General features: G+C 36.8%; 18 protein-coding genes. 1 reads left to right on the forward strand and 17 read right to left on the reverse strand.

Annotated features, from left to right (window positions below):
* Nucleotides 1-79 precede the first annotated feature (79 nt).
* The 7 genes from MHI39_RS18960 to MHI39_RS18990 form a co-directional block, all read right to left on the reverse strand.
* Entirely contained in the window at nt 80-511 is a 432-nt protein-coding gene (locus MHI39_RS18960) for a hypothetical protein (RefSeq protein WP_342539947.1), read from the reverse strand.
* A gap of 307 nt (nt 512-818) precedes the next feature.
* Nucleotides 819-1,241, reverse strand: a complete 423-nt coding sequence (locus MHI39_RS18965) for a VOC family protein (RefSeq protein WP_342539948.1) — start codon at nt 1,239-1,241, stop codon at nt 819-821.
* A gap of 255 nt (nt 1,242-1,496) precedes the next feature.
* Nucleotides 1,497-1,952, reverse strand: a complete 456-nt coding sequence (locus MHI39_RS18970) for a DUF523 domain-containing protein (protein WP_342539949.1) — start codon at nt 1,950-1,952, stop codon at nt 1,497-1,499.
* A gap of 353 nt (nt 1,953-2,305) precedes the next feature.
* Nucleotides 2,306-3,193 (reverse strand): aminoglycoside phosphotransferase family protein, encoded by an 888-nt coding sequence (locus MHI39_RS18975; RefSeq protein ID WP_342539950.1) that lies wholly within the window; start codon nt 3,191-3,193, stop codon nt 2,306-2,308.
* A gap of 393 nt (nt 3,194-3,586) precedes the next feature.
* Complete coding sequence (locus MHI39_RS18980; RefSeq protein ID WP_342539951.1) at nt 3,587-4,978, reverse strand: serine hydrolase domain-containing protein; 1,392 nt, start codon at nt 4,976-4,978, stop codon at nt 3,587-3,589.
* Nucleotides 4,979-5,085: 107 nt separating this feature from the next.
* Nucleotides 5,086-5,742 (reverse strand): TetR/AcrR family transcriptional regulator, encoded by a 657-nt coding sequence (locus MHI39_RS18985; protein ID WP_342539952.1) that lies wholly within the window; start codon nt 5,740-5,742, stop codon nt 5,086-5,088.
* 697 nt (nt 5,743-6,439) lie between these two features.
* The gene (locus tag MHI39_RS18990) at nt 6,440-7,720 is read right to left on the reverse strand and encodes an IS110 family transposase (RefSeq protein ID WP_071977230.1); all 1,281 of its coding nucleotides are present in this window, start codon (nt 7,718-7,720) and stop codon (nt 6,440-6,442) included.
* Nucleotides 7,721-7,978: 258 nt separating this feature from the next.
* Between MHI39_RS18990 and MHI39_RS18995 the strand changes: the two genes are divergently transcribed.
* On the forward strand, nt 7,979-8,191 hold the full coding sequence (locus MHI39_RS18995; RefSeq protein ID WP_342539953.1) for a hypothetical protein: 213 nt from the start codon (nt 7,979-7,981) through the stop codon (nt 8,189-8,191).
* A gap of 244 nt (nt 8,192-8,435) precedes the next feature.
* Here the strand turns inward: MHI39_RS18995 and MHI39_RS19000 are convergent, their stop codons facing one another.
* From MHI39_RS19000 to MHI39_RS19045, 10 genes are all read right to left on the reverse strand, one after another.
* Nucleotides 8,436-8,891 (reverse strand): GNAT family N-acetyltransferase, encoded by a 456-nt coding sequence (locus MHI39_RS19000; RefSeq protein ID WP_342539954.1) that lies wholly within the window; start codon nt 8,889-8,891, stop codon nt 8,436-8,438.
* Nucleotides 8,892-8,955: 64 nt separating this feature from the next.
* The gene (locus MHI39_RS19005) at nt 8,956-9,498 is read right to left on the reverse strand and encodes a dihydrofolate reductase family protein (protein WP_342539955.1); all 543 of its coding nucleotides are present in this window, start codon (nt 9,496-9,498) and stop codon (nt 8,956-8,958) included.
* A 155-nt stretch (nt 9,499-9,653) separates the two neighbouring features.
* Nucleotides 9,654-9,941: a cytochrome aa3 quinol oxidase subunit IV gene (gene qoxD / locus MHI39_RS19010; protein WP_058003423.1), complete on the reverse strand. Its 288-nt coding sequence runs from the start codon at nt 9,939-9,941 to the stop codon at nt 9,654-9,656.
* Complete coding sequence (qoxC, locus tag MHI39_RS19015) at nt 9,941-10,549, reverse strand: cytochrome aa3 quinol oxidase subunit III (protein ID WP_212945915.1); 609 nt, start codon at nt 10,547-10,549, stop codon at nt 9,941-9,943. Before qoxC ends, qoxD begins: the two co-directional genes overlap by 1 nt.
* Nucleotides 10,549-12,492 (reverse strand): cytochrome aa3 quinol oxidase subunit I, encoded by a 1,944-nt coding sequence (qoxB, locus tag MHI39_RS19020; RefSeq protein WP_342539957.1) that lies wholly within the window; start codon nt 12,490-12,492, stop codon nt 10,549-10,551. Before qoxB ends, qoxC begins: the two co-directional genes overlap by 1 nt.
* 21 nt (nt 12,493-12,513) lie before the next feature.
* Complete coding sequence (gene qoxA, locus MHI39_RS19025) at nt 12,514-13,452, reverse strand: cytochrome aa3 quinol oxidase subunit II (protein WP_058003420.1); 939 nt, start codon at nt 13,450-13,452, stop codon at nt 12,514-12,516.
* A 510-nt stretch (nt 13,453-13,962) separates the two neighbouring features.
* Nucleotides 13,963-14,730, reverse strand: coding sequence for an ABC transporter ATP-binding protein (locus MHI39_RS19030; protein ID WP_342539958.1), 768 nt, complete (start codon nt 14,728-14,730; stop codon nt 13,963-13,965).
* 103 nt (nt 14,731-14,833) lie between these two features.
* Nucleotides 14,834-17,188, reverse strand: a complete 2,355-nt coding sequence (locus MHI39_RS19035) for an ABC transporter permease (protein WP_342539959.1) — start codon at nt 17,186-17,188, stop codon at nt 14,834-14,836.
* Nucleotides 17,189-17,764: 576 nt separating this feature from the next.
* Nucleotides 17,765-19,195, reverse strand: coding sequence for a dihydrolipoyl dehydrogenase (gene lpdA / locus MHI39_RS19040; protein ID WP_342539960.1), 1,431 nt, complete (start codon nt 19,193-19,195; stop codon nt 17,765-17,767).
* A gap of 1 nt (nt 19,196) precedes the next feature.
* On the reverse strand, nt 19,197-20,387 hold the full coding sequence (locus MHI39_RS19045; protein WP_342541465.1) for a dihydrolipoamide acetyltransferase family protein: 1,191 nt from the start codon (nt 20,385-20,387) through the stop codon (nt 19,197-19,199).

The following is a 20,387-nucleotide window of genomic DNA, read 5'->3' on the forward strand; positions in this document are numbered from 1 at the left end:
TCACTATTTGAAGAGTAATGTCCCATTATCAATATAAGTCTATGTTTAACTTTATACGTATACGAACTTACCAAATTCACTACTGAAAATTTATTTTTACTTTTTCATCTTCTTGCTCATCACCATGAATGATTATCTCCACATGTTCATCACCATCCCATTGAATGGTGAAATTATCCGGATAAAGAGTTGCACCTCTGTTTTGTATAAAATACTCTTTATATTTATCTAAATTCCCTACTTTTCCATAATAGATTCTAACTGGTGCATTAAATGTAAATAGGTTAGAACCACGAACCTGTATATGAATTTGATTAATATGGTTGGGTGAATCTTCTAAAACAATGCTATCTAGTTGTTTAAATAATGAATAATTTACTTTCTTCATTCCATAGAATAAAAGAGAACAAATAGCAATCACAAAGATAATAACAAAAATAATCATAGTTTTTTTTACCCGCTTGACCATTTTATTAATCCTTTCCTGCTCTTTTTCTTCTTCTTGAGTCACAATGATCACCACCAAGAATAATACCATATACTTACAATCCCAATAAGCCTTAACAATTTGGTCCTTAACATAAAGAAAGAGCACAGAATTGCGCCCGATTGTTGAATAACAATCTGCTTCAATTAGCTGGTTTAATAGAATAACTAAAATATGATATAAACCTTATAACCAATAAATTTCTATTAACTAAAAGCTCCCTATAGTTTAAGTTTTTTTCTTCACAACAAACAGTTCTTTTTACGGGAGTTGCACCACTTTCCTCAATAAGAAAAGAGCTTTCCAGCATTTAAGAAAGCTCCAGTTTATTCTACTTAATTCTTTGAGCAATGGGGTGATCAACATTTAGTTGCAACAAATCCCATAAATTCCCATATAAATCCTTAAACACTGCAACTATTCCATATGATTGCTCTTTTGGTTCTCTCTCAAATTCAATTCCTTTTGATTTCATATCGTTATAATCTCGCCAAAAATCATCAGTATTTAAGAAAAGAAAAACTCTACCGCCCGACTGATTACCAATAAAGGCTTCCTGCTCAGGTTTAGATGCTTTAGCTAATAAAATTGTGGTTCCTACTGAACCAGGTGGAGACACCACTACCCAGCGTTTGTTTTGTTCTGGTTGATAAATATCTTCGACTAATTCAAAATTTAGCTTTTTTGTATAAAACTCTATTGCTTCATCATACTCTCTTACTACTAATGCGATATGAACTATTGATTGAATCATCATTGTCTCTCCTATTGTTATAGAATGATAGTCATTTACAAGATTCACTTGAGATTAAAATGTTATACAACAATCTGGCCCGATTGCGGAAAAAAGCTAATAACAATTGTTCAATTAAGCTACCCCGTTAGTTGAGTAAGAAAAAAGAGCTGTGACCATCACTTGATCTTCAACTCGTGCCACCTTTTGTTTAAGTACAATATTTCACAAACTCTATAAAACAAACAATATTAATATACCAATATTAGTCAGGAACTAAAGAGTAGCTGCAAATAGTTCTTCTGAAATTACTTTTATTCCATTTCTTTTTAGTAGAGCTGAAGTGACTCCCATCCCCATAATTTTTTGTCCTGTAAATTCACCGTTATATATGGTTAAACTTCCGCAAGATGGGCTATTTTCCTTTAGAACCACCAAAGTCGCATTTAATTTTTTAGCTTGTTTTAGCGTAGAATATGCTCCTTTTATGTAAAGTTGGGTAACATCTTTACCTGATTTTTCAACCACCTTAGCATTTCCATCCAGTACATCTTCTCCGTTTCCACCAATTATCTCAGCTGGTTCTCTAGGCGTTGAAAACCCACCAAGTAATTCTGGACATATTGTAATAGCTTTATTTTCTTCAACCAATTTTCTTATTTTATCATTTAAACAATTGGTCCCATTATATCTCACATCTAACCCTGCTAAGCAGGAACTCACCAATATCATATATTAACCCCTTTCTTCAAAGGTCTTCTAATTGAATTCTACCAAATATTTTCTTGTTCAACTATCCTGCCCTTTTAGCACAATCAGAAAAGGGAATTGCCGCAGCCATTTCTTCTTTTACAAAAGCACCCGTTAGTTGAAAAAGAAAAGTTGCTTATTCAACTATCGTTCCCGATTACTATATTTATGAGTGGATTTATTTCAGTAAAATCCCTTTGTCTGGAATAAGTATAAAAAATAACGTTTTCCATATCCCTTTTAATTCTCTTGATATATTAAATAATCCCGGAACGTCTTATTTGGGATAAAGAAAAGAAAGCCCTGTTTTCACTTTGGCTTTCTTTTCTTTATCTTTATACTCCTTTTTTGTAATCCTCAAGAGCTTCTTCAATTAAGCGTCTGGCAATACCAGCGAACACAGGATTACTGATTTTGTAATACGGAAGAGCGATAAGCCCTACTGAGAGTGCCCAACCTCGTCCGCGTTCCCAGGTTGCCTCATCAACCGATAGTTCTTTACGCAATTTTTCACGGGTTTTTACTGAAAGCAGACTCCAAGCAAATAACCAGTCACATGCAGGGTCTCCAATACCAAGCCCGCCAAAATCGATGATTGCACATAACCTGCCTTGATTGATAAGCAGATTCCCCGCTAAGAGATCTCCATGGATCCATACTGGATCCTTTCCCCAAATTGGTGCCTTTAGTGCAGCCTCCCACGCTAATGTTGCTAAGTTAGTATCAATATCATTTTGTAAATTTGCAATAGCCTCTCGAACATACTCATCCCTCATTGCAAGAGGAACTCCACGCCAGAAATTATGATCCCCTGGTGTCGGTCCACCTGATGGATCTATTCTCTGTAAAACTTTCACACTTTGACCTAAGTCAATAGCCACCTGATATGGATCATCCATTTTTCCCGTAATCGTGTCTTCGCCATCAATCCATTTATAAACAGACCAATGCCAAGGATATTCTTCAATCGGGTTACCCAACGCTATCGGTGTAGGTACAGAAACCGGTAGGTGCTTTTCAATGAACGGCAGCCATTGATACTCCTTTTTAATCTGTAAAGATCCACCTTCGTTGGAAGGAAGTCTAACAGCCATATTTTTACCGAGTCTATAAATTATGTTATCCGTTCCACTTGAATTAAATCGATTAATAGGGAGATCTGCCCAATTAGGAAATTGTTCAGAAATTAATTTGTGTACAAAAGACAATTTTGTTTCTTTCATTTGAATGCCCCATTAACTTAAAGGGGAATCGCAGTTTAGGGGCTAGTTAGGCGATAATCCCCTTTAATGTGTTATGCCCCATCTTAAACATTGCTGCGGACATGATAAACAGCACCTCCAATTAATAGTTATAGTTATAATAACACACTGTTTTCAGAATCAAAATAATTTTTACAATACTTCATTTAATTGACTCAATACATGTAAAAACGCGTTCCTTAATAAACGCTCCCTTTAATTGAAGAAGATTAGTGGACCTTTGCTCCCGATTGTAGAAGATATAGTTTCATTTAGCTGGTAAGCCTATCATACTGCTTACTGTTCAATTACACCGACTTTTCATACTGACTACCCTAAATATAAAATCAATATCTTATCTTTAATCCTCTGTTCTTATTGCTCTATATGAGAGATCTTCTGCGCTGCACGCATACCGATGTAACAATATACTGAACCGTCCGTCAATGTGGAAAAAATTACAGGTATCCATTTCTGACCGGCTCCCGCCCCAGCAAACACTGTCTCCGATACAGGTATAAGCTCGATTTCCATAGGTGGAGGGGGGGTTTGCCTGCCGTCGGAGATTTCGTATAGCAATTGCAGTGTTCCGTTATGTTCCGTGACTGTCAAGGTTAATCCTTGACGCTTGTAAACACCAACGAAAGGAGTTATATCAACAGTGGGCGGATTAGGAGCTGGTTCAAAGACTGCGTTCGGCATTCTCACACTGACTAGTTCTTCGAACAATTCTCGAAAAAGGATTGATTGAAGTAGATCTGTACTCCCACCGTTGGTCATTAAGGAAACAACCACTTCGCATCCGGGAATTATACGCAAATACGCATTTTGCCCTATTGTGGCACCGTCATGTCCAATTACATGAGTATCGTACCAGTCATATATCATCCAACCTAGTCCCCATCCTTCGTTGCGAGATGTCCACTTGTCAGGAGTTTCAGCAACTAGACGTTGCATGTCGTTGACACTCTTAGAAGTTAACACACGGGAACCGTCCGATGCTAAGCCGCCATTAAGATGTATCTGGGCAAACCGGATGAGGTCGGCAGCTGTTGCGCATAACGCTCCACCACTGGGGCCAGACGAGCGCGGCAATAGATTCCAGAATGGGGCTGGTATCAGATTTTTTCTATCACCGCTATCTAAGTGTCCCATCGCAGCCCGAAACTTCAACACTTCCTCTGGCAGCGTCACCGTGCTGTAGAGACCAAGAGGAACGAGGAGCCGATCTCTTAGGGCATCGTCCCAAGTTTGGCCTGTCACGACCTCGATGATGCGTCCTAAAACATTGTATCCCACACTACTATAAGAAACGACAGTCCCGGGAGAGCTTTCCAGCCTTAGTTCTTTACAGGCTTCGATGTAACGTGCTAGACAGTCATCGCCTCGCCCAGTATCTATTGTAAAATCGCTAGTCAGTCCGCTAGCATGGCTTAGTAATTGACGGATCGTTATCGCTTCGGTACCTGGAATAGCAAACTCTGGTAGTACATCCTTCACTGTTTCGTCTAAATCTAACTCACCCGAATCTATCAGCTGCATCACCAGTGTAGCTGTAAACACTTTAGAAATTGAACCAATCTGGAACAAGGAATCGGTAGTAGCTTCTACGCCTGTCCCCCTGTGCAGTAATCCGCTTGCTAACTCGTGAATTTCCCCATTTACGAGTATCGCCAGTGATGCTCCCGGTACATTGTAGATCGTTCGTAGACTATCCAATCTCATTTGCCAGTGATCCAAATTGAATGTTTCCGTTGAATTTTTCATAGCGATTTCCTTCTTGTATTTTTAATACCAACCGAAGGTATGAATATTCTTGAAAAAAAATCTGCTTAATAAGCAGATGTAACAAAAATATATACTTAAATTAGCTTTTAATACTTTTCACTGTATAAACGATAAAACTTCTCATATTGCTCCACCATTTGCTCATCTAACAGATCAATGCCTATTCCATTTAATAATTCCATGAAAAACCGACATCTGCGAAGCATATTCTCAGGGGGAGCTTCGAAAATCATTGGGCTTAGCCATAGGTTACTGAGAAGCATCACCATCTCACTAAGCTCCAAAGGATAATCTGTTTTGATAGACCCATCAATCACTCCCTGTTCAATGATAGGCTGTATATAATTAGGGACAGAATCTTCGATTACGCTTTTAAGTTGGGCTACCAATATTTTTGGATTTTCCAAGAGATTTGGCGCAGTTGACATCATCTCCAGTTGTGCAGGATCATGATTTAAGGAGACTCGAATTATTTGACGAAGTTTCTCCAGACCGTTTAGTCCCTTGTCATCTCGGACTGCAACCAATTTATCTTCTACATCTTTGTATAGTTGATTAAGAACCGCCACCATGATATCTTCCTTTGACTTGAAATGATGATAAATTGCTCCCTTTGTAAGCCCACCAAGTCCATCTGTGATATCTTGTATAGAGGTGTTCTCATAGCCTTTTTTTATAAACAAGTTTAGTGAAACGCTCAGAATTTGTTTAAGTGTTTCTTCGGGATACTTATTCCTTGCCACTATTACTTCTTCCTTTCATACATTCCGTAGGTATGTATATAAGATAAAAAATTTTTGTCACCTTGTCAAGTTAAATAGAATCCTACTTTTACCTAGAGAAGATTATCTGAACGTAAACTTTTTGTCTGAATTAATACATCAGGCTATGGACTAATCGATTTAAAAACCCTAGATGTAGTCCAAATCAAAATCCGGGTATATACACTATTCGAATACATTCCCAAATTACTTAGTTTATTCCGTTTTATACCCGATTGTTAACACAAGTTAAAAATAAATTTTAAACTCCCTCAGTTTGATACGAATATCTCTCGAATGCTCACTTATTCGCAGGAATTCATAACCCTTGTAATTGGATTTACGGGAAATTGAAATGAGTTCTGATAATTTAGGCTTCGTGAAGGCATAGTTAAATAAAGGAGCCAGCTACCACTCCATATTTTACCATATAATGTACATCTCCACGCCGCCCCTGGAGGCTTTCCCTCCCATGTCTCAACGGGTCAATTGCCCTCTCATTCCTTCGTCATGCCTTTCCAAGGGGTGGAGGCCAGTTATGCTAAACTGATGGGTCACAGTGCCCTTTTGTTTAAGAAACCTGGTACTCCGTACATATTTGAAATCCTACGAATAAGACAACATTCAAAATAAAGTTAACTAGTTTATTAGATGCATCTTCAACTTTTGAACCTTCGGTTTAGGCAGCTAAGTGAATGGATTCCTGAACCTGAACCTTACTTGGACAGTATGATTCGTTTCGTCGTGCTATTCCCACAAATATCCTTGCGAGTTTTCCTATTAGTTTCATGATTGATTTCATTTTCTTCATCTTCTTTACCTTCACATTATGGGAATGGATGGCTTTAAACTCAGGATTATTCATCACTAGGCTCATTGTGGCTAAGTAGAGGAAGCGTCTTAATCTCGATCTACCACGTTTAGAGAGCACAATTTTACCTTTCCATTTACCTGAACTCGCCTCAGCTAGATGTAATCCAGCGTGTCGTAATAAAGAGTTTCCGTGAGAAAATCCACTCAGATCACCGGCCTCACCTAATATTCCAGCTAAAGAAATATCACTTATTCCTTTCATCGCAAGTAGTTTCCTGGCAAATGAGATTTGGTTAAGCACTTCTTTTACTTGTTTTTCCACTCTTTCGAGTTGTTTTACAGCGAGATCATATTCTTCTAGTAATTGTTCTAAGTGGAACTTATATGCATCGAGTGCTTGTCCAGTTCCAATAGAGGATTTTGCTAATTTGATGAGTAATTGAGCTTTTTGGGGACCAGGTTGTCTTTTCATTAATGACTTCCACCCCGCCATGATATCGAGTGAAGTCATGGAAGAGATCTCTTTTGGAGTGGGGAACAGCCGAAGGGTGGCAATGGCTCCTTTGCACGAAACATCTTTAAATACGTGTCTTAACTCTGGAAACACAACATCTACCCATCGATTAATTTGATTAACGGCCATGACGAGACGTTTTACAATCACATCACGATTAGACATAAGGACTCTGAGTTTCTCAAATGATTCAGATGATGGGCGAACGAAAGAATAGTAGCCATTTTTGACCATATCTGCGATCACTAGCGCATCTTTTTTATCACTCTTTGATTGAGTATTATCACGATTCTCTTTATTCCTTTTTACTGAGTGAGGATTGACAGTAACTACCTCAATTCCTTTATCAAATAACCACTTAGATAGGTTAATCCAATAATGGCCTGTAGGCTCCATTCCTACTATTTCTGAATTTAAGTGTTTAAGTTTTTGTAAATCTTGCATCCAGTTTAATAGTTTCACAAAACCCTCTTCATTATTTTCAAATGTGAGAGGATCACCGACAATGATGCCACGGTAGTTAACTGCACGTGCAACGTGAAATTGTTGAGCGATATCCACCCCAACAATTAGATGAGTATCGGAAATTCTTTCTATTAGTTGATTTTGTTTGTTCTGCATTTTAAAATTCATAGTAAGGCTCCTCCTTAAGACTTGAGTTTGATTGGTCTCATACTCGTATCTTACTGAGGAGCTCTATTTTTTTCAAACCTGATATTTAACGATCTACAGGAATGCTAAACTGCCCCTTTAGTTCAACAAAATACAGTTTTCTTTATTGCATATAATCTTCGAAATATGCATTTCGATCTTCCAAGGATTTCCTCTGGTTACTTATAATAAATCTCTGATAAAATTAGTTGATTTTATCTAATCTAATTTGGAGGAATCATGACTGACTTAGCAGAACAACCAATGACAACTTTATTAGCTCAACTAGCTTATAGCCCTTTATATATCATCACTGTAATACTAGCTCTTGGAGGACTAATTTTCTTAAAAAGTGAAAAAGGTTGCATAATGTTTGTATTTCAAATTTGGGCTCTGGGTCATATTATTATTTACTTATTAGCTATTTACTCTTATTTAACAAGCCCGAATTAATGCACAGTTTTGTTCAATAGCGACATTAAAGATCTTAGTCTTCACAATTTTTGTGTATGGACATATCAAAAGACGCATTCTTACTAAAGAAAAGCGCCCCTGTCTTATATAAGTTTAGTTGATAATTTGATTTTCTTATAAAAAAATGAGAGATTATTTACCGTCTGGAGACAATATAGGACTTCAAACACTCCCTATTAATTTCGATAAAAAATAGTCTAGTATCAAAATGATTAATAGGAGCTCATCTTCTCTTTTTTAATTCCCATTTTAACATATCATTCACTGTTCCAATTTTATTCATATTCAACTTTTCTATCACTTTAATGGATGGAATATTATCATGTAGGCACTCAGCTACTACTCTATCAACATCATCATTTGTAAACGCCCAATTAATAATTTCTTTTACGGCTTCAGTTGCATAACCTTTGTTTTGTGCTGAAGGTATAATTCCATATCCTACTTCAACCGTATTTTCTGAATTAGGTTTGCCCTTAAATCCAATATCACCAATAATCGTATTGTTTTCTTTAATGATAACTAGCCATACACCCCAACCTAATTGAGTAGAATCCTCTCTAAGTTTCTCCAAAAACATCGTTATATGAGGGCCTATTTCGTATTCTTCTGTTGAAATCGTTGATAATAATTCATCTGTGCAAGGTACGATTTTAAGTCTTTCTGTCTGTAATTCCATCTTCATACTCCTCGTATATTATAATAATAAGAGATCCATCCACACTTGATTTTCACCTTTATTGCTAAGAATAGATGATATTATACGTTGATTTAAGGACACCGTTCGAATATTGTTTTATGTCAACTAAATCCAAATTCAAACGTAGTTTAACATTGCCAAATAAAGGTATCCCCGTGCCAATCATTACAGGGTTAATCTTTAAGACTAATTGATCAATAAGTTGATGTTCAATTAATGAACCCGCCAATTTCCCTCCACCACAGAGCCACAACTTTCCATCTTCCTTCATTTTAAGATCTTGTATAAAGCTTACCGCGTTATTTTTAATTAATTTGACTTTATCGTTTGATTCAAATTGCATTGTGTTTGAGAAAATATAATGCTTCAACTCATAAGGGCTAGGCTCACCCGGCTTAAGACCGAATTGAAAGCCGTATTCATATGTTTTCCCACCCATTAGTACCGCATCATATTGCTGAATATCTGATATGAAATCTGTACTATGATCACCCTCGTTTAAAAATATAGAATCGTCAGCTACTCCATTCGAATCCGCAATAAAATTGTCAAGTGTAATTGCAGTATGATAAATCAATTTTGCCATTCAGAAATCCCTCCCTTTAAACGCGAACTTTCTAAATGATTCTATAAAACTTTTATTATTTCCTTTAAATTCTTGAGATTAAATTTTATTCGTCTCCCCCCACCTGCATTCAACAAAAAAACGCCCATGTCACTCGGACATGGACGTTTTTTCTTTTAGTTATGCATTACCCAAATGGAACCTAATACAATGGTAAGGGCAATGATGATACTGTATATAATGTTCCCAACTTGAACTTTAGAGTTTTCACTTTCTTTAATGTGCATGAACATGAATAGCTGCATTCCAGCTTGTAGGAAGGCGAGAATACCGATAATGCTCATAATCGTTGATTTAGGAAGATTAGTATGCAATGCAACAATCATTGCCGCAATCGTCATGACTAATGATAAAAAGAAGCCAACAATATGTCCAATTGGATATTTTGAATGATGTTGTCCCATTACTTAATCAGCCCTCCTAAATAAACAAATGTAAAGATAAAGATCCAAACAACGTCAAGGAAATGCCAGTAAAGACTGATAATGAAAAATTTCCTTGAAGTTACAGGTGTTAATCCTCTTTTTACTAGTTGATAAATGAGAAGAATTCCCCAAAGAATCCCCATTGATACGTGCAGACCATGGGTACCTAGTAAAACAAAGAACCCTGATAGAAATCCACTTGTTTGTAATGTTGCTCCTTCGTGGACATAATCAATAAACTCATGAAGTTCAAAATAAATGAACCCTGCTCCCAAAAGAAGTGTCACAATAAACCAAAGGAGTAGTCCCTTTTTATTATTATTTCGCATTGAAAAAATAGCGAGACCACATGTGAAACTACTTACTAAAAGGAGAATTGTTTCGGTCATTACATCTTTGATCTTAAATAATTCTAATTGATCAGGACCACCTGCAGTAGCCCCTGAAAGAACAAAATAAGTAGCGAAGAGAGTCGCAAATAATGCGATCTCTGCACCTAAGAAAATCCAAAAACCAAATATATTTAATCTGCTTTGTTCAGTTTGATATTCTAACGGCAAAGACGTGTCTAAATGTTCACTACTCATCATTTTTCACCCCTTGCTGCAAGTTCAGTACTTAAAATTTCATCAACTTCAACATGGTATCCTTCATCACGATCTAGGGAGCGCCATGCTAAACAGCCTAAAATAATGATTAATCCGATAATGGCCATCCACCACCAAGAGAAGACGAGACCAAAACCACCAATACCGAAGCCTACAGCCGAAATAAATGGCATAGCGGTGTTACTAGGCATGTGGATCGGTTTAACTTCCTCTTTCTTATAAAGAGGTGTTTTGTTTTGTTTCATATCCCAATAAGCATCAATATCTTTCACTTCTGGTGCCACTGCAAAATTATAATGTGGGACTGGAGTTGGTGTTGCCCATTCTAATGTACGACCATCCCATGGATCACCTGTTACATCACGTTCACCATGTTTAAGGCTGTAAATGATATTCCATACAAGTACTAGGAATCCGATACCCATTAATACACCACCGATGGTAGAAACAACGTTTAAGCCTGTCCAACCAAGACCATCTTGATATGTGTACATACGACGTGTCATACCTTTTAAACCTAGTACAAATTGTGGTAAGAAACATACGTTAAATCCAACCATCCAGAACCAGAATGTAATTTTTCCAAGTTTTTCGTTTAACATATGACCAAACATTTTTGGATACCAATAATGTAATCCAGCAAAACATGCGAAGGCTACACCTGGAATTAATGTGTAATGGAAGTGAGCTATTAAGAAATAACTATTATGATATTGATAATCTGCTGCCGCCATTGCAAGCATAACTCCGGTTACCCCACCGATTAAAAAGTTCGGAATGAAGGCAAGTGACCAAAGCATTGCTGATGTTAATTTAAGTTTTCCTTTATACATTGTAAAGAGCCAGTTAAATAATTTTACACCTGTTGGTATCGCAATGAGCATCGTTGAAATAGAGAAGAACGAGTTCACTACTGCGGTATTCCCCATTGTAAAGAAATGGTGAACCCATGTGAAATAACTAAATAATGCAATTGCTAACATTGAAAAGACCATTGATTTATAACCAAATAATCGTTTCTTCGCAAATGTACTTATAATCTCTGAGTAAATACCTAGGGACGGTAATAGAACGATATATACTTCAGGATGTCCCCATATCCAGAATAAGTTACTCCATAACATCGGCATACCGCCAGATGCCATCGTAAAGAAGTGTGAACCAAATAATCGGTCAAATGTCATTAAACCTAATGCAACAGTCAATACTGGGAATGCAAAGATAATAATGACACACATGATTAATACAGACCAAACAAACATTGGCATTTTCATTAGTGACATTCCTTTAGTTCTCATCTTAAGAATGGTCACTAAGAAGTTGATACCGGTAATTAATGTACCAATACCAGCAATCTGCAAGGCTACTGCGTAATAGTTATTACCTACTTCAGGACTAAACTCTGTTCCCGCTAATGGGAAGTAAGAAGTCCATCCAGCTGTAGGAGATCCTCCAATAATGAAAGAAATATTAAATAATGCACAACCTGCTGCAAACGTCCAGAAACTGAATGCATTAAGCATTGGATACGCAACATCACGTGCGCCCAGTTGAAGAGGAACCGCAATATTAATGAGTCCCATTAAAAATGGCATCGCCATAAATAAAATCATTATTGTACCATGAGTCGTAAAGATCCCATCGTAGTGATTAGCGTCAAGTAATTTTAAATTCGGTGCGGTAAGCTGTGCCCTCATCATTAAGGCATCGACACCGCCGCGGAATAGCATTAATACCGCAACTAGAACATACATTACACCGATTTTTTTATGATCAACGGTAGTTAGCCAGTTTGTCCAAAGCCATTTCCATTTTTTAAAATAGGTTAGATAAAAAATGATACCGATCATTGCTAGGGCTATACCAGCTTCGGTCACATATATAATCGGTTCACCTGTGACGAAAAATTCATCTAGCTTCATATATTTTCTCCTCCAATCTTCTTAATGTTGATGTTCTGACATGTCCATACCATCCATATCCATGTCCATGTCTTTCATATCATGTTCTTGATTGGTTTCTTTTTTCTCCATCATTCCGTGCTGATGTGGTGTTTTCACCCATGGCAAATGTGTACCTGTATACGTCATACGACCTACGACACCAGGTTTTAGAATTTTATTGTAATCAGCCTTTGTTAAAGCTGGAGCACTATTTTTCACATCTTTTACCCATTGATCAAAGTCCTTTTGTGTCTGTGATAGAACTTCAAAGTCCATATGGGCAAAGCCTTCACCATTAAAGTTGGCATTTCTTCCTAGGTAAGAACCTGGTTTATCAGCTAAAAGGATTAATTCCATTGAGTGATTTGGCATCGTATATTTTTGACCACCTAACTCAGGCACCCAAAATGAAGCCATTGTTCCTGCTGATGTTAATTGAAACTTAACAGGAGTATCCTCAGGAATATTTACATAGTTGACTGTTTCAATTCCTTGTTCTGGATAACTAAATATCCATTTCCAATCTGCTGAAGTCACATTGATGACGATCGGCTTCTTGTCTTCATACCCCTTTGGGATATCTTCTAATTGATAGTTTGCTTTAACAGTTGGAATAGCTACAGCAATAATAATGACAATTGGTATAGCAGTCCAAATGATTTCAAGCCACGTATTCCCGTGTTGATCTGGTGGCATATAATCTGCTGCTAAGCGTTTTTCCCGATATTTATAAACCATAAAAATAAATAGTCCTAAAACAACAACTAGAATAATCATCATTAACCAGAAAGAGTAAACAATTAAATCATATTGTTTTTGTGCAACTGGTCCTTGTGGATTTAAAACTGCAATTTTACTAGTATCACATCCACTTAATAGAAAAATAGATGATAGTAGAACCAAAGACACTATTTTCCATGGTAGTTTTTTTGCTCTCATTCGTTTCCTCTCCTTCCAATTCAAGAAATATGTATAATATTTCACAAAGTAAAATAAGAAAATGACATATTCGTCACTTGATCGAATATCTATACTCAAAAATGGTACTCGAATAGTGTACTGCAATTTATAAGATTTTAAAATTGTTTTGTTCACTAATTCACAAACTAGACAATATTTATTCATAAATAATACAAAAAATATTCTCCTATAGTATATTGACATTTTTTACGTCCCAAAATACTGGAAATAGTGGTTAAAACATGGAATTGTTAGTTTACTAAAAAAATAGTTACACTCAGTTTTTTTCACATAATCGAATGTAATTTGTATTCAAAGATTGAAAGATATAAAAAAGACCCAAAAAGATATAGAGTCTTTTTAGGGCTATCATGAAAGAAATCTTTATATCGTTTTAATCATTTTCTTCTGAAAAATAGTACGAAACGCCATCTAATTCTAATAATCCTTTAATGGGATATTTAAGACATTTACTAAATACTTATTTTACTAAAACCCGTTATCGACTAACCATTTCATAAGACTTTCTTCTCTTTTCTTACTATTCTCATGCTGGACATTGTATTTAAGCATTTTCTTCTGTGCCACAATATTGCCATCCATCATAAATAACACTCTTTCCGTTTTAGCTGCGACCTTTACATCATGGGTAACGATCAGGATGGTTGTCCCTTTTTTATTAATATCCGCAAGTATGGTCATGATTTCTGCTGTTGATTTGGAATCTAATGCTCCGGTCGGTTCATCGCCAAATAGGATGTCCGGATCATTGATTAATGCTCTGCAAATTGCGACTCTCTGGAGTTGCCCTCCAGATGCCTGGATAATCGTATTATTAGCAATCCTATCAATTCCTGTCATTTCCATTAACATTTTTGCTTTTCGATATGTTGCCTTTTTATCCGCATCTTTTGATACAAGAGCAGGGAACATAACATTATCTATCAGTGACAAATTTTTTAATAGATGAATATCTTGAAAAATAAACCCCATATGATTTAATCGAACCCGTGCTAGTTCCTCTTCTTTTAGTCTAGCAATATCACGATTTTTAAATTTCACACTTCCGGAAGTAATTCTATCCATCCCACTTATATTATAAAGCAGTGTTGATTTTCCGCTCCCAGATGGCCCCATAACCGATACAAATTCACCTTCATCTATCTTTAAGCTTATATCCTTTAAAATATGAAGCCGATTCCCCTTGCCTAATTCAACCTTTTTATTCATTTTTCCTGCTTCCAATATTGCACTCATCTTTATTCCTCCCACCCGAACTTTTCATTCAATAGGTATATATCGTGTTCCGCTCCCTGATTTCATTGGATACCTTGACAGGCAAGAACCCTTTATCCTATTTCTATCTTCTTAAAATTACAGACAAATCTTCTTTTATAGCTATCCTGCAGGACATGTAAATAGTCATTCCAACTATTGCAATCAGTGCCAGCGGACATAGCAACCAAGTCTGCCAGACAATATTAACCAATTCAATTTTTGCAGCACCCATAGAGGACATCGCCATGTTTACTAATAGCTCTCCTAAATAGTTTGAGGCAATAACCCCAAAGATGATTCCCAATACTAGCACCAACATGGTTCCTGCCATATATTGCTGACAAATATGTTTGGAAGTTAGCCCAACACATCGCATAATGGCAATCTGAGACATGTCCTTAGACAATAACATCCGCAGAAATAACGAGGTAATTAATACACTAATGATGACTGCAATAATGATTGCACCTACTACAATCGTACTCATTTGATCTATGATATTTCCAAGAGTTTGCTGTGTATATTCCTTGATATCATTCACTTGCGCAGAATCATACGTATTCTGGTAGTATGCCATCTTACTAGGTATATCAACGCCTTCGATTAGATCAATGCTTACGATATACCATAGAACGGCATCTTTATTTATACCGAAACTGGTATCCGCTTTTGCTGTTTTTCCTCCATTTGTAATATCTTGATAAATACCAGTTACTATTAAATTTTTTTCAGTCCCTCCAGCTTTTACTGTTACCTGGTCTCCTATTTTCTTATTTAATTCGTCTTTTGATGCATTTGCATAGGAAAGGGAGATCTCTCCTTCACTTTCAGGTGCTCTTCCTTCCAGATATTTTAATGGAAATACGGAAAAATCCCCTGTTTCAATATTAATATAATCCCAAGAGCCTTCTGCATTTTTAATCTGGTAGGAGCTAGTAATATACGCTGCATATTTTTCAATGTCAGAATCATTCTTCAGCTCTTCCTGCAACTGTTTAAAATCCGCTGTAATACGGTCTGTCCTTCGAAGATCGATTCTCATATCAGATTTTCCGATTCCCATATAGGTAGAAAACGTTGGAGAGTTCATAGTGTTATACATAGTTAAAGGAAGAATTACTATAAATGTACAAACAATAAATATGAATAACAGTAAACGGTATATTTTGAATCGCTTCCATACATCCCTCATTCCCATGTAAATGTTAGTACTTAGAACATTATTCTTAAGTAATGAAAACCGGTATTTTCGATTCTTTCCACGCTCCATAATATCGGAACGTATTGCTTCCACCGCAGAAATTTTATCCATTCTTTTCAGTACCTTTTTGCAGTACATCACAATCATGAAATAGACGAATATTGGAGCGATAAGAGATAGTACATATTTTAAATTTCCTGATAAATCCGAGGACAAATACAGTTTCATATTACTGTTAAACAGATTAACCGTAGCAAAGGAAAGTAGATAGCCTAGGATCCCAGCAATTACTGACATGACTCTGTATTTGTTAAGATATACTTTCTTAATATCCTTTTTCGATATTCCGATTGCTTTCATAACTCCGATTTCTCTTAAGTCTTCATCAATTGTTGCTAAAAAGGTAAGTCTGATACATAGTGAAGCGATAATAATCAGGAGAATACTGATAAGGATAATTACCATTGCAACGGCTGTATCTGATAAAGCATTAAATAGTAGAAAAATTTTCCCTCCGACTGTAGGACCGTTTGCCGGAAGACCTGCTTCGATATAAGCTGTCTGTACAGCTTGCACATCTCCATTTTCATTTAGTTTGAATTGAATTAAATATTCCAGTTCCCCTGCCAGCATTCTGCGCATTTCATCATAATCAGCCTGATTTAGAACAAACCGTTTCGAAGACGTAAGAGAAGAGTTCATTTCATAATCCCTTGCAAAATCTGAAATAACAAAACTCTTCTTATAATTTCCATTTTTTACTGTAATCGTCTCACCGATTTTTAAATCATATTGCTGCATGAAATAGATGGGAACCGCCACTTCCCCTTCCTTTATAGCCAACTTTTTATTATTGAGGTCCAATATAAAGTCAAATTGTTGATTCTGGACAACAAAGGAAATATCCTGTACTGTGTCAGCCATTGTTTGGTTTTCACCAAACACAATATTACTTCCATCAAAAGTCAGAAGAACCATCGTTTCCTGCATCGCTATATTCTTACGTTGTCCTTCTGTAAATCGATCAATTTCTAGCTGGTCAAATTCTCCGGAGTGCATTTGTGTTATGTCAGCTGGTACTGCGCGTTCCTGCAGTTCCTTCATCGACTGAATTAAATTAGCAATATTATTGATGGAACTGGCTGCCAATATCACTGCTAGCGTGATAAAAACAAATACTGCTAGCGTGGCAATTTTGTTTCTGATGAAATCATTTTTAACCATTTTCAAAAACATCGTTTCTTCTCCTTCCGGATCATTCAATAGCTATTTTTTCTTCCGTCCCTCTATCGAGCTCCTCTCTACCACGATGAATTTGATTCCATATAAACATGCACTCCCATTTATTTTACAAAGGATTCCTCATATATTCAGACTATACATAATAATTAGATTTATCTTCAGCCCCTTAAGTCTGATTTCTTGCTCAGACCTGAGGTGTAACTACCTTTTTTCTCTTTTACCTTCACATAATCTCTATGTAATGATTGGATAAACATGCTCTTTATTTTGAAATCTTGAACCAGGCTTGTCTCTCTATCTATGGTTTCTGGCTTGTCGATTCTTTCAAAGAAAAATAATAGTAAACCCTTTGGACTCTATCACTAAAAAAAGCCTCTAGCATATCACGATACTAGAGACTTTTTAATCATTTTATAAGGTTGTTCAGTATCCTATAAAGAAAAGCTTAGTCCATATAAATAGGATCATGATCGAATATACTCCTTAAAAAAACAGCCTATTAGAAGAGCCAGCGCCATTTTGTTTAGCATGGAGGAGGAAAAGCCAATAATAAACCCATTAGTACTTTCTCTATCTATTAAGTACCTTTTTCCCCTTTTTGGGAGCTTTATGAATTGCAAACCCTAAGGTATCCTCCATCGCTTCCAGAATTCCTTCATTCAAGCTTGGGTGCGCATACGTTGGAAAGATCAAATCTTCATCTCTTGCGACCATTTCTCCACTAATCACTGCAGTCGATATTAGTTCAATCGCTCCTTCACCGATCATATGCATACCTAATAAGCGCTGGGATTCTTTTTCAATAATAACCTTCACTAATCCGTCCCGATTTCCTGAGAACATGGCATAGCCATTTCCAAGAAGAGGGTATGTGCCAGTTATTACTGAATATCCTGCAGACTTCGCTGCCTCTTCAGTCATACCTACAGTGGCAATCGGTGGCTGAGTGTGAATGACTTCGGGCATCCAGGTGAAATCTAATTCGCTCGGCTTTCCACAAAGGATTTCAGCAGTAACCTTTCCTTGTTTGATGGCCTTTGTTGCGAAAAATGGTCCTCCTGTTACATCTCCAACGGCAAATAGATTTGGTATATTGGTTCGTCCTTGATCATCGCAAATGATAAATTGTTGTTGATCGACAGAGACCCCTAATCGTTCAAGGCCCAATTCTTCTATATTCCCAACATATCCTTCTTCCTTATAAAACAGCTCTGCTGAAATGAGCGTCCGCTCATTTTTTTCACTGACAAAAGAACATTCTACTCCATTTTCGTTTTCTGCAATCTCCACATTTTTCACACCAGAATAAAAAGTAATATTTCTTTTTTTCATCTGCCTTCGTAATTCTTTTTCTATTTCTTGGTCGAAAGAGAATCCTTTATGCTCTTCCATTATCATCGTAACTTTTGTACCTAATGCTTTATAGGCGAAGGCAGCCTCTAAAACAATATAATTCGAACCAATTAGAATAAGCTCTTTCGGCAATTGCTGCAAATTAAATAATTGCCTTGAATTTAACTGATAGGTTTCACTTTCCAGAGAGTATACCGGTTTCGCACCTGTTGCAATAATCGCCTGTTCGAAATTAACTACTTCAAAATGATGCCCATTTTCAATTCCAAGTTTATTTTCAGAAATGAATGAGGCATGACCGTACATCACTTCGATCTTGTTCGCCTTACATAATGCTTCAACACCCGACCGTAACTGACCCACTATTTTTTCTTTATAAGATTGATAGGTTTCAAACTGAAAATGATTCACTTCAAATTGATAACCAATCTCTTGTAAATGCCCCCATCTGTTCGCCTGTTTCGCAGCATGGACAAACGTCTTAGATGGAATACATCCTTCATTTAAACACACACCACCTAAGTGAGTTTGTTCAATTAACAATACATCTTTTCCTAATTGCGCAGCCCGTATAGCTGCGGTATATCCCCCTGGTCCTCCGCCAATGACAACAACTTCCTTTTCCTGGGCAATTTCTCCAACGACCATCTTATCTCAACTCCAATAGCATTCTCGTAGGTTGCTCGAGTAATTGAACAAAATAATTGGTGAACCCCACGGCTGTCGCTCCATCGGCGACCCGATGATCAAAGGACATCGAAAGATTCATAATACTTCTAATGACAATTTCATCATTGACGACGACTGGTTTCTTTTTGGTTTTATGGAAGGCGATTAATGATGTTTGAGGATAATTAATGATTGGTGTCGCACCAATCCCTCCTAATGGACCAACATTACTAATTGTAAAAGTCCCATCCGAAATATCATGTTTTGTAAGTGTATTATTTTGCGCCTTTTCAATATAATCCTTCATTTCTGCATGAATAACGCTCAATGTTTTCTGCTCCACATGACGAATGACTGGCACAATCAGACCCTCTTTTGCATCAACGGCAATACCGATGTTATATTCCTTTTTTAGCTTAATCACTCCCTTTTCTTCATCTAATACTGAATTGAAGATAGGATATTTAGCTAAGCTTAGTTGAATGGCCTTAATAAAAAAGGCTGCCACCGATATATTGACTCCGGCTTCATTTAATTGTTTTTTGCTGTCTAATAAGTTCGTCATATCGACTTCTTCAAAATGAGTAACGTGGGGAATTGTATACAGAGACTTACTCATAAGTGATGCAATTTGCTTCCTTCGACCATTAAAAGGAATTTCTTCGACTTCAGCTATAGTTGGTTGTATATCATTTTTGTTTTCCTCAACCGGCTCCGGCTGATTGACATAACGATATACATCCTCATCAGTCACTCTGCCTGCTGGCCCGGTCCCATTAATCTTCTCTATATCAATTCCTAATTCTCGTGCAATTTTCCGTGTATATGGTGCTGCTAATATCAATCGCTTAGGACCATTATCACGATCTACTTTTTTTATCGTCATACTGTTTCTATTTATAGGAGTGTTTTCAACCTTTTGTTGCAGGGCTTTCGTTCCTGAAGATTCTATGATTAGTAGTGTCGTCCCCACCTCCACATTTGTTCCTTCAGTGACGAGAATTTCTTTAACTATTCCCGCTGTTGGCGATGGGAGCTCAGCGGTCATTTTATCTGTTTGAACTTCAACTAATGGTTGATCCGGTAGTACCTGATCGCCGACCTTGACAAAGTATGTTAATATCTCTCCTTCTGTCATTCCTTCACCGATATCATGAAGCTTTACTTCGAT

Origin of the sequence: Heyndrickxia sp. FSL K6-6286 (assembly GCF_038630395.1) — a bacterium.
GTDB classification, from domain to species: Bacteria; Bacillota; Bacilli; order Bacillales; family Bacillaceae_C; genus Heyndrickxia; species Heyndrickxia oleronia.